Annotated in this window: 8 protein-coding genes and 1 pseudogene; 7 read left to right on the top strand and 2 right to left on the bottom strand. The window is 69.5% G+C overall.

Features of this window, described 5'->3' with window-relative positions:
- Window positions 1-269: 269 nt before the first annotated feature.
- The gene (locus tag KS423_RS25805; RefSeq protein WP_224282160.1) at window positions 270-824 is read right to left on the bottom strand and encodes a SigE family RNA polymerase sigma factor; all 555 of its coding nucleotides are present in this window, start codon (window positions 822-824) and stop codon (window positions 270-272) included.
- Between the two features lie 162 nt (window positions 825-986).
- On the opposite strand from KS423_RS25805, the gene KS423_RS25800 reads away from it, so the two are divergent.
- The 7 genes from KS423_RS25800 (at window position 987) to KS423_RS25770 (ending at window position 10,991) form a co-directional block, all read left to right on the top strand.
- On the top strand, window positions 987-1,736 hold the full coding sequence (locus tag KS423_RS25800; RefSeq protein ID WP_224282159.1) for a hypothetical protein: 750 nt from the start codon (window positions 987-989) through the stop codon (window positions 1,734-1,736).
- A gap of 101 nt (window positions 1,737-1,837) precedes the next feature.
- Window positions 1,838-3,394, top strand: coding sequence for a bifunctional lysylphosphatidylglycerol synthetase/lysine--tRNA ligase LysX (gene lysX, locus KS423_RS25795; RefSeq protein WP_224282158.1), 1,557 nt, complete (start codon window positions 1,838-1,840; stop codon window positions 3,392-3,394).
- Between the two features lie 305 nt (window positions 3,395-3,699).
- The gene (locus KS423_RS25790) at window positions 3,700-4,137 is read left to right on the top strand and encodes a BlaI/MecI/CopY family transcriptional regulator (protein ID WP_224282157.1); all 438 of its coding nucleotides are present in this window, start codon (window positions 3,700-3,702) and stop codon (window positions 4,135-4,137) included.
- 10 nt (window positions 4,138-4,147) lie between these two features.
- Window positions 4,148-4,684 carry an amino-acid N-acetyltransferase gene (locus tag KS423_RS25785; RefSeq protein WP_224282156.1) on the top strand — a complete coding sequence of 179 codons (537 nt, stop codon included), beginning with the start codon at window positions 4,148-4,150 and terminating at the stop codon, window positions 4,682-4,684.
- Between the two features lie 91 nt (window positions 4,685-4,775).
- Complete coding sequence (locus KS423_RS25780; RefSeq protein WP_224282155.1) at window positions 4,776-5,132, top strand: Lsr2 family protein; 357 nt, start codon at window positions 4,776-4,778, stop codon at window positions 5,130-5,132.
- A 650-nt stretch (window positions 5,133-5,782) separates the two neighbouring features.
- Complete coding sequence (locus KS423_RS25775) at window positions 5,783-8,302, top strand: ATP-dependent Clp protease ATP-binding subunit (RefSeq protein ID WP_224282154.1); 2,520 nt, start codon at window positions 5,783-5,785, stop codon at window positions 8,300-8,302.
- Between the two features lie 343 nt (window positions 8,303-8,645).
- A complete protein-coding gene (locus KS423_RS25770; protein ID WP_224282153.1) occupies window positions 8,646-10,991 on the top strand; it encodes an immune inhibitor A domain-containing protein in 2,346 nt (781 codons plus the stop codon).
- A 97-nt stretch (window positions 10,992-11,088) separates the two neighbouring features.
- Here KS423_RS25770 and KS423_RS25765 read toward each other — a convergent pair.
- Window positions 11,089-11,443 (bottom strand): annotated as a pseudogene (locus tag KS423_RS25765) (threonine aldolase); the annotation flags it as partial.

The raw sequence follows: 11,443 nt of genomic DNA, 5'->3' as shown, positions 1-11,443 counted from the left end.
CGTGCCCACCCCGGCCAGGGCCAGCGCGGCGGCGCCCGCCGCGGTGCCGATCCGCCGCCTGCGGCGCAGCCGGCGGCCGTACGACCAGCCGGTGTCGACCAGCCTGGTGGCCTCGGTGTCGTAGGACCCGCCGGCCCCGGCCGAGGGCCTCGGTGAAGGCCCGCTCGAACCGCTCGTCGGGCCCGTCGTGCTCTGCGGACATGCTGAACCAGCCTCTCTATCAATCGAGTTGACGCGAATAGTGCAGTGACGTCGACGTGCCGGCCGGCTCAGCGCCCGGCCGGCTCGCCGAGGCTGTGGCCGAGGACGTCGCGGATCCGGCCGAGCGCACGGAAGGCCTGGGTCCGGACGGCGCCCGGGGTGAGGTGCAGGATCGCGGCGGTCTCCTCGACGCTGCGGCCCTCCCAGTAGCGCAGGACCAGCACCGCCCGGTCGCGCGGCGCGAGCCGGCCGAGCGCGTCCATCAGGGCCAGCCGCAGTTCCGGGTCGCCCTGCGGGGCCTCGCCGTCCGGCACCGCGCCGACCGGCCGCTCGCCGCTGGAGCGGCGGCCGCGGTGCGAGAGGAAGACCCGCACCAGCACGGTGTGGGCGCACCCGGCCGGGTTGTCGATCCGGCGCTTGCCGCCGAACCAGGAGGTGCGGTGCCACTGGGCGTAGATCCGCCCGAGCGCCTCCTGCACCAGGTCCTCGGCGAGGTGGGTGTCCCCGCCGGCGAGCAGGCAGGCCGACCGGTAGAGCGCTCTGGCACGGGCGGCCGCGAAGGCCTGGAAGTCCTCGTCCCGCCGCCCGCCCCGGGCCGCCTTCCCCTGACCGTCCGGTTGCATCCTGCCCGGCCCCCTCGCTCGTTCTCCCCTGACACCTGGATGACCAGTCAGGCCCCGGGGGTCGTTACAGGTGGAGGCAAAAGGTTTTTTCACCAGGCCAAACGTGGGTGGTTCGGCGCGACGTTACCGACAAATCGGATATTCCTCACGTAGTGTCAGCCCATGCCTACGCCACACGGATCGCGCGGCGGCATGGCCTTCAGCGCCGACGAAGTCCGCGTGCTGCGCCGAGCCCTCGCCCAAGCCCTGCACCCCGCTGTCCCCGTCCACCTCCAGCGGCCCGAACGGCCGGCGCTCGCCGGGCCGGGCGTCGAGCTCTGGGCGGAGGACGTCCAGGACGCCCTGCGCCTGACCGAGGCGATCGACGAGGCCGTCCAGGAGGGCGGCCGGCTGCGCGCCTTCCTGCTCGCCGACCTCGGACGCTACCGCTCCGCCCTGCCCGGCAGCGCCCCCGGCTACCTGGAGCGGCTGGAGGAGGCGGTGTCCGACGGGTACCTGCCCGGGCCGGAGGACCTCACCGCACTGCGCGGGCTGACCCGCCAGCCCTGCGGCCAGGGCGAGCGGTCCCGCCGCTCCCGGCTGGCCGGGCGCTGCCACGCGCTGGCCGAGGCCGCCGTCCGCGAGCGGCTCGCCCTCCACGCCGGGCAGCCCCGCCACCTGGTGGCCGTACCGAGCCCCGCCGCACCGCCGAACAGTCACCCCACCCCTGTAGGAGGACGGACCACCATGAGCAGCACCGACTCCCGCCCGGAGCAGCCCGCCGCCGCGAAGACCCCGCCCCGTCCGCACCGGATGCCCACCCCCGCCGAGCTGTTCGGCCGCCGCCCCAAGCCCCCGGCCCACCCCGCTCCGCCCACCGACCAGGGCCCCGACGAGATCGAGGACATCGAACTCGCCACCGGCACCGGCTGAGCCGGATCACCCGCCGCCCCCGAGGGGAGACCGCCGCCGCGGTCTCCCCCTTGCGGTAATCCCGTGGCGGAGCACCGTGTGTGGCTGGCTACCCTTGTGGGGTGACCGATCAGAGCCTTGTTCCCGCGACCGACGACCTTCCCGAGCAGATGCGCGTCCGGCGCGAGAAGCTGGACCGGCTCCGGGCGGCCGGTGTCGACCCGTACCCGGTCGGATTCCCCCGCACCACCACCATCGCGGACCTGCGTGCCAAGCACCCGGACCTGGAGCCGGACACCGCGACCGGCGAGCGGGCCGGCGTGACCGGCCGCGTGATCCTCTCCCGCACCGGCGGCAAGCTCTGCTTCGCCACCCTGCGCGACGGCACCGGCGACCTCCAGGTGATGTTCTCCCTGGACAAGCTGGGCGCTGAGCGGCTGGCGGCCTGGAAGGCCGACATCGACCTCGGTGACCAGGTCGGCGTCGAGGGCGAGGTGATCACCTCCAAGCGCGGCGAGCTGTCCGTGATGGTCGACCGCTGGGAGCTCACCGCCAAGTGCCTGCGCCCGCTGCCGGACAAGCACAAGGGCCTGACCGACCCGGAGGCCCGGGTCCGCCAGCGCTACGTGGACCTCATCGTCAACCCCGAGGCCCGCGAGATCCTGCACCTGCGCAGCAAGGTCGTCCGCTCGATCCGCCGCACGTACGAGGACCGCGGCTACATCGAGGTCGAGACCCCGATGCTCCAGCCGGTGCACGGCGGCGCCAACGCGCGTCCGTTCAAGACGCACATCAACGCGTACGACATCGACCTCTACATGCGCATCGCCCCCGAGCTGTACCTCAAGCGGCTGGTGGTCGGCGGCGCCGAGAAGGTCTTCGAGATCAACCGCAACTTCCGCAACGAGGGCGCGGACTCCACCCACAACCCGGAGTTCACCTCGCTGGAGTCGTACGAGGCGTACGGCGACTACGACACCCAGGCCGAGCTGATCCGCGAGACGATCGTCAACGCGGCCCGGGACGCGCTGGGCACCACGGTGATCAAGGGCGTGGACGCGCACGGCGTCGAGCACGAGATCGACCTGGCCGAGCCGTGGGAGGAGGTCTGCGTCTACCCGGGCATCTCCGCCCACCTGGGCGTCGAGGTCACCCCGGAGACCGGCGTCGAGGAGCTGCGCAAGCTGGCCACCGAGCACGGCATCCCGTTCGAGAAGGACTGGGGCCACGGTCAGATCGTGCTGGAGATGGTCGAGCGCCTGCTGGAGGAGAACGCCGTCCGGCCGACCTTCATCAAGGACTACCCGACCGAGGTCTCCCCGCTGACCCGCCAGCACCGCTCGCAGCCCGGCGTGGCCGAGAAGTGGGACCTGGTGATCTTCGGTACGGAGATCGGCACCGCCTACTCCGAGCTGGTCGACCCGGTCGAGCAGCGCGCCCGTCTCACCGCCCAGTCGCTGCTGGCGGCCGGCGGCGACGTCGAGGCGATGCAGGTGGACGAGGACTTCCTGCGTGCCCTGGAGTACGCGATGCCCCCGACCGGTGGCCTCGGCCTCGGCGTGGACCGCCTGATCATGCTGCTGACCGGCAAGAACATCCGGGAGACGGTGCTCTTCCCGCTGGTGAAGCCGGAGCCGAAGGCTTCCGCCGCCACGGCGGAGACGACCGAGGAGGAGTGACCTGATGGACTACGTCAGCGCGATCGTGCCGCCGCTGGTCATGGCGATCGGCTTCGGGTTCCTGGTGCGGGCCATCGTCCGCAGCCAGGGCGGGGCCCAGCGAACCAAGGAAGACATCGACTGATCCCGCACGGTCGAGCGGCCCCGCGAGGACCGCGAGGACCGACGGGCGGCACCCGCGACCGACGCCGTCAGCCGCCCCGGACGACCGGCGCGCCGCCATTCCCGATTCCCGGGGGTGGCGGCGCGCCGGTTTGGCGCACTTCACAAGATTTGCCCCATTCACTCCCTATCCTGGCCGCACTATGGTCCGGCAACTCGGCGAACTTGAGAACGCCATCATGACCCGGGTGTGGCAGTGGAACCGACCGGTCACGGTTCGCGAGGTTCTCCTGGATCTGCGGTCCGAACGCGAAATCGCGTACACCACGGTGATGACCGTCCTGGACAAGCTCCACAGAAAGGGCTGGCTGCGCCGCGAGCGGGTCGGCCGGGCCTATCGATATGAACCGGTCTCCTCGCGTGAGGCGTACACGGCGGCCCTGATGAACGACGCCTGGGCCACCAGTGACAATCCGGCGGCGGCCCTGGTGCACTTCTTCGGCCTGATGTCGCCCGAGCAACGCGAAGCGCTCCGGGACGCCTTGCGGGTGGCCGCACTGTTCCCGTCCGATCCGAGCAGCGCGGATTCCGCGGACGACGGACCGGATACCGGTGGGACGGAACCGGGAGCGGCGCGATAACGTCCCGACCATGGAGGTCACCATCCGCCGGGCGCGGACCACGGACGTGCGGGCAGTACGCAGGCTCATCGACACCTACGCGCGCGACGGCATTCTGCTGGACAAGCCCACAGTCACACTGTTCGAATCCGTCCAGGAGTTCTGGGTCGCGGAACGCGACGACAACGGCGTGGTGGTGGCCTGCGGCGCACTGCACGTGATGTGGGAGGACCTCGCCGAGGTCCGCACGCTCGCGGTGGATCCGGTCGTCCGGGGCACCGGGATCGGGCACCTCCTGCTGGAGAAGCTGGTGCAGACGGCACGCTGGCTGGGCGTCCGTCGGATTTTCTGCTTGACGTTCGAGGTCGCGTTCTTCGCGAAACACGGTTTCGTCGAGATCGGCGAGCTCCAGGAAACCGATGATGGTACGACAGACCCGGCGGCGATCGCTACGGATGTCTATGAAGAACTCCTCCGCTCGTACGATGAAGGCGTCGCCGAGTTCCTCGACCTGGAGCGGGTGAAGCCCAACACACTGGGCAACTCACGCATGCTGCTGCACCTCTGAGCCGCTCCACCCGGGTCAAGGGTTTGTGTTTTCCGGAGAAAGGCGCTTTCCTTTCCTTAGGCAATGGGTCGTTTAGCGGAAAGGGAAGCCCGTGGCACAGAGGGTGCAGGTCATTCTTGAAGACGATCTCGACGGCGGTTCGGCGGACGAGACGGTGACGTTCGCCCTCGACGGCGTTGCCTACGAGATCGACCTGAAGAGCGCCAACGCGGACAAGCTCCGCGGTCTGCTGGCGCCGTACGTGGAGAAGGGCCGCAAGCAGAGCGGCCGGCTCGCCGGCGGCGCCCGTCGTCCGGGTCGCGGCGGTGCTGCGCGTCCGTCCGGCGGCGGTGCGCCCGACACCGCCAAGATCCGCGCGTGGGCCAAGGAGCAGGGCCTGGAGGTCAACGACCGCGGCCGGGTTCCGAGCAACGTGCGCGAGGCCTACGAGAAGGCCAACGCGTCCTGATCCCGGCGCCGCAGGCCCGCCGGAGCGGGTGCGGGGCCCCGGCGGCCGAAGGCGGCGCCGCCATCACACGCACGGGGCGCGGAGGGGTCTCCTCCGCGCCCCGCGGCGCGTGCCCGGACGGCCGCGCCACCACCGGTACCGGGGGCCCTGCCGGGCGCGGGCTCGGGCGGCGGAACAATCACGGGCCGTGCAACGCTGTAGGAGCGAAGCGGTAGCGCGGACACCACCGGGACGGCGTACCCGGCCCCCGGCCGCCGTCGAACCACCGTCGCCGCGGCCGGACTTCTCGCCAGGCGAACACCGCCACCGCGGAAACTGCGCGAGAACCGTCCCGATACCGGGTATGAATGCAGGTGGACGGGTTCTTCGGTCCGTCCAGGGGCAGTATGGGCGACCGGACGGACGGTTCCGGCCGCGCCCCGGCGGCACGTGTTCGCCGATGGCGTAGCGGAATCCGGTGCATCCGGCCCACCTGTGGGAACACCGTTTCCCAGCATCAGGTTGGGATTGGTGTCGGCTGGTCGCGCAGCATCTCGCTCCTCTACCGGGGAGTGAATCCGTGGGCCGCGCCGCTGAGCGGGACTAGCATGCGGAAGGACAGGGCGGGGACGGACCCCGAACTGCCCGACCGCTCTGAGGAGCGATAAACGATGTTCGAGAGGTTCACCGACCGCGCGCGGCGGGTTGTCGTCCTGGCTCAGGAAGAAGCCCGGATGCTCAACCACAACTACATCGGCACCGAGCACATCCTCCTGGGTCTGATCCACGAGGGCGAGGGCGTCGCCGCCAAGGCCCTGGAGAGCCTCGGGATTTCTCTTGAGGCCGTTCGCCAGCAGGTCGAGGAGATCATCGGCCAGGGCCAGCAGGCCCCGTCCGGCCACATTCCCTTCACCCCCCGGGCGAAGAAGGTCCTGGAGCTGTCGCTCCGCGAGGCCCTCCAGCTCGGCCACAACTACATCGGCACCGAGCACATCCTGCTCGGTCTGATCCGCGAGGGCGAGGGCGTCGCCGCCCAGGTCCTGGTGAAGCTGGGCGCCGACCTCAACCGGGTGCGCCAGCAGGTCATCCAGCTGCTCTCCGGCTACCAGACCGGCGGCGGCAAGGAGTCGGCCACGGCCGGCGGGCCCGCCGAGGGCACCCCGTCGACCTCGCTGGTCCTGGACCAGTTCGGCCGCAACCTCACCCAGGCCGCCCGCGAGGCCAAGCTCGACCCGGTCATCGGGCGCGAGAAGGAGATCGAGCGGGTCATGCAGGTGCTGTCCCGCCGCACCAAGAACAACCCGGTGCTGATCGGTGAGCCCGGTGTCGGCAAGACCGCCGTGGTCGAGGGCCTGGCCCAGGCGATCGTCAAGGGCGAGGTCCCGGAGACGCTCAAGGACAAGCAGCTCTACACGCTGGACCTGGGCGCCCTGGTGGCCGGCTCGCGCTACCGCGGTGACTTCGAGGAGCGCCTGAAGAAGGTGCTCAAGGAGATCCGCACCCGCGGCGACATCATCCTGTTCATCGACGAGCTGCACACCCTGGTCGGCGCGGGCGCCGCCGAGGGCGCCATCGACGCCGCCAGCATCCTCAAGCCGATGCTGGCCCGCGGCGAGCTGCAGACCATCGGTGCCACCACCCTGGACGAGTACCGCAAGCACCTGGAGAAGGACGCCGCGCTGGAGCGCCGCTTCCAGCCGATCCAGGTCGCCGAGCCCTCGCTGCCCCACACCATCGAGATCCTCAAGGGTCTGCGCGACCGCTACGAGGCCCACCACCGGGTCTCCATCACGGACTCCGCCCTGGTCGCCGCCGCCACCCTGGCCGACCGGTACATCTCGGACCGCTTCCTGCCGGACAAGGCGATCGACCTGATCGACGAGGCCGGCTCCCGGATGCGCATCCGCCGGATGACCGCGCCGCCGGACCTACGCGAGTTCGACGAGAAGATCGCCGACGTGCGCCGCGAGAAGGAGAGCGCGATCGACGCGCAGGACTTCGAGAAGGCCGCGTCCCTGCGCGACGACGAGAAGCAGCTCCTGCAGGCCAAGGCCAAGCGCGAGAAGGAGTGGAAGGCCGGCGACATGGACGTCGTCGCGGAGGTCAACGAGGAGCTCATCGCCGAGGTCCTGGCCACCGCCACCGGCATCCCGGTCTTCAAGCTGACCGAGGAGGAGACGTCCCGCCTGCTGCGCATGGAGGACGAGCTGCACAAGCGCGTCATCGGCCAGAAGGACGCCATCAAGGCGCTCTCCCAGGCCATCCGGCGCACCCGTGCGGGCCTCAAGGACCCGAAGCGCCCCGGCGGTTCGTTCATCTTCGCCGGCCCGTCCGGTGTCGGTAAGACCGAGCTGTCCAAGACGCTGGCGGAGTTCCTGTTCGGCGACGAGGACGCGCTGATCGCGCTCGACATGTCCGAGTTCTCCGAGAAGCACACCGTCTCCCGGCTGTTCGGCTCCCCGCCCGGCTACGTCGGCTACGAGGAGGGCGGCCAGCTGACCGAGAAGGTCCGCCGCAAGCCGTTCTCGGTCGTCCTCTTCGACGAGGTCGAGAAGGCCCACCCGGACATCTTCAACTCACTGCTGCAGATCCTGGAGGACGGTCGCCTGACCGACTCCCAGGGCCGCGTGGTGGACTTCAAGAACACCGTCATCATCATGACGACCAACCTCGGCACCCGGGACATCTCGAAGGGCTTCAACCTCGGCTTCGCGGCCGCGGGCGACACCCAGACCGGGTACGAGCGGATGAAGGCGAAGGTCGGCGAGGAGCTCAAGCAGCACTTCCGCCCCGAGTTCCTGAACCGTGTCGACGACATCGTGGTGTTCCACCAGCTGTCCGAGGACGACATCATCCAGATCGTCGACCTCATGATCGCCAAGGTGGACGAGCGGCTCAAGGACAAGGACATGGGCCTGGAGCTCAGCGTCGAGGCCAAGAAGCTGCTGGCCAAGCGCGGCTACGACCCGATCCTGGGTGCCCGTCCGCTGCGCCGCACCATCCAGCGCGACATCGAGGACCACCTCTCGGAGAAGATCCTCTTCGGCGAGCTGCGGGCCGGCCACATCGTCGTCGTCGACGTCGAGGGCGAGGGCAAGGACGCCAAGTTCACCTTCCGCGGCGAGGAGAAGTCGGCCGTCGCGGACACCCCGGCCGCGGTCGCCTCGTCCGGTCCGGACCTGACGAAGTAACCCAACTTTTAACAGACAACTTCACAGCCACCGAGCCCCCGGCGTTCACGCCGGGGGCTCGGTGCGTTCCGCTCCGAGCGGGGTCGGCAGCGGGGCGGACGGGATGGCTGGCTCCCGTGCTGGCTGGTGCGGGTGCGCTCGGTTTCTCAGCAAGCTTTAACGAACATACGGTTGACATGCAGTCAGATGATGGGAAGTCGCGGAGCATAGCGCCGTGACCATGTCACGGTCAAGGTCTATCTTTTCTGTGCACGCTTGTATCAAATGACGTCCACCTGTCTTTCATTTTGGTTTGCCGGGCTTTGGCCAGAAGCTGGCCCCGGTCGGGGAGGACGTCACAACGTTGAAGAACACCAGGAGAACCGCTGCGGCTGCCACGGCCGCAGCGGTCATAGTCACGCTCGGCGCGGGCCTGTTCCCGGGCACCGCCGTCGCCGCCGGCTCGGCCCCGGTCCCGAAGGACCCGGCCGACGCCGTCCAGAACACCGAGCACAACCTTCCGGGCCCGCTGACCGCGAAGGTGGAGGCGGAGCAGAAGGCCGCCACCGAGAAGCTGCTCGACGGCACCGCCCAGGTCGAGCAGCACAACGGCAGCACCAGCGTGAAGCTCGGCAAGGACAAGTACGTCGAGCTCGCCCGCGAGCGCACGGACAAGATCTTCACCATCCTGGTCGACTTCGGTGACCAGGTGGACAACACCACCAAGACGCCGGACGGCAAGGTCAAGTACGGCGGCGAGGCCGGCCCGAAGCACAACGAGATCGAGAAGCCGGACGCGGCCACCAACAACTCGACCGCCTGGCAGGCCGACTACAACCAGCAGCACTACCAGGACCTGTACTTCTCCAAGGACAAGCCCTCGCTGAAGACCTACTACGAGAAGCAGTCCTCGGGCCGCTACTCGGTCGACGGCGTGGTCTCGGACTGGGTCCGGGTGCCGTGGAACGAGGCCCGTTACGGCTCCGACTACTGCGGCTCCAACGTCTGCGCCAGCGCCCAGGACCTGATCCGCGACGCCGTGGACATCTGGTACAAGGACCAGCTGGCCAAGGGTCAGACCGAGGCGCAGATCAAGGCGACCCTGGCCCAGTACGACCAGTGGGACCGCTACGGCTCGCACCACGACGGGAACTTCAACCAGCCCGACGGGTACATCGACCACTTCCAGATCGTGCACGCCGGTGAGGACAAGTCGGCCGGTGGCGGCAAGCAGGGCAGCAAGGCCCTGTGGGCGCACCGCTCGTACGTCTACGGCAACCTGCAGGGCAAGGCCGGCCCCGAGGGCAACAAGCTCGGCGGCGTCCAGGTCGGCAACAGCGGTCTGTGGATCGGCGACTACACGATGCAGCCGGAGAACGGCGGCCTCGGCGTCTTCGCCCACGAGTACGGCCACGACCTCGGTCTGCCGGACCTCTACGACACCGCCGGCAAGGGCATCGACAACTCGGTCGGCTTCTGGTCGCTGATGTCCTCCGGTTCCTGGCTCGGCGAGGGCAAGAACAGCATCGGCGACATGCCGAACGACCTCGACGCCTGGAGCAAGTACAAGCTGGGCTGGCTGAAGGCCGACCGCGCCAAGGCGGGCACCGAGTCGACCCACCACATCGGCCCGGCGGAGTACAACAGCAACCTGCCGCAGGGGCTGATCGTCGACCTGCCGAAGAAGAGCATCACCACCGAGATCAACAAGCCGTTCGGCGGCTCCGGTGAGTGGTGGAGCGGCAGCGCCGACAACCTGAACGTCACGCTCACCCGCGACATCGACCTGACCGGCAAGACCAAGGCCAGCATCAACGCCAAGGCCTGGTACGAGCTGGAGCAGGACTTCGACTACGCGTTCGGCGAGGTCTCCACCGACGGCGGCAAGACCTGGACCGTCATCGACGGCACCTGGAACGGCACCGCGCTGCCCCGCGAGAACGACCGCCCGGCCCTCAGCGGCCAGGTGGCCGCCTGGGGCGACCTGTCCTTCAACCTGGACGCCTACGCGGGCAAGCAGATCAAGTTCCGCTACCACAACACCACCGACGGCGGCCTGCACTTCCGCGGCCTGACGCTGGACAACATCACGGTCGTCGCCGACGGCGCCACCGTGTTCAGCGACGACGTCGAGAACGGTGACAACGGCTGGGTGGCCGACGGGTTCTCCCGCTTCGGCGGCTCGTACACCAAGGACTACGCGCAGTACTACATCGCGGAGAACCGGCAGTACGTGTCCTTCGACCAGACCCTGAAGACCGGCCCGTACAACTTCGGCTTCGCCGACAAGCCGAACTGGGTCGAGCACTACTCGTACCAGCCCGGCCTGCTGATCTGGTACTGGGACGAGTCGCAGACCGACAACAACGTCAGCGCCCACCCGGGCCAGGGCCTGATCCTGCCGGTCGACTCGCACCCGACCCCGCTGAAGTGGAACGACGGCACCCTGATGCGTCCGCGCATGCAGGGCTTCGACTCCACCTTCGGCTCCCGCCGCGTCCCGGCGCTGACCCTGCACAAGGCCGGCGCCGAGACCGTCATCCCGAAGGCCAAGGGCGTCGACGAGTTCAACGACCTGAAGTCGTGGTGGAGCAAGGACAACCAGTACAGCGGTGTCAACGTCCCGAAGACCGGGACCAGCATCGAGGTCGAGAACGAGTCCTCGAACTACCTGGAGACCTGGATCCGGGTCCGCCCGGTCGACAACTGATCGTCACCCCGGTAGCGATCGGCCTGTGACCAGGCAGCTCTGACAACTCCACGTCCGGCCCGTCCCCGCAGCGCGCGGGGGCGGGCCGGACGCTTTGTCAGGACCGGTCGGCGTGTAACCGGTCCAGGAAGGCGGCGGCAGCCACCGCGACATCGGCGCCGGTCCAGTCGAGGGCGGCCGCGGCGACCGTGACCTCGGTCATCGAGAGCCCCGGCGGCCCGTACTCGCGCCAGGCGCCGAACAGCCCGATCCCGGTCTCCTCGGCCAGCCCCAGCCCGGCCTCCTCCAACTCCCCGGCCGGGTAGGGCAGCCAGAGCTGGAACTGGTGGGTGTGCGGCGGGGCCGGGTGCACCCGGGCGCCGGGGACGGCGGCGAACGCCCGGGCCAGCGCCCCGGCGACCGTCCCGGCGTGCGCCACGTACCCGGCCAGCCGCGGCAGTTCGCGTTCCAGC

Origin of the sequence: Streptomyces sp. LS1784 (assembly GCF_020103755.1) — a bacterium.
In the GTDB taxonomy this organism is placed as follows: domain Bacteria; phylum Actinomycetota; class Actinomycetes; order Streptomycetales; family Streptomycetaceae; genus Kitasatospora.
The sequence above is the reverse complement of the archived record's forward strand: the minus strand, read 5'-3'. Positions and strand labels throughout refer to the sequence as shown.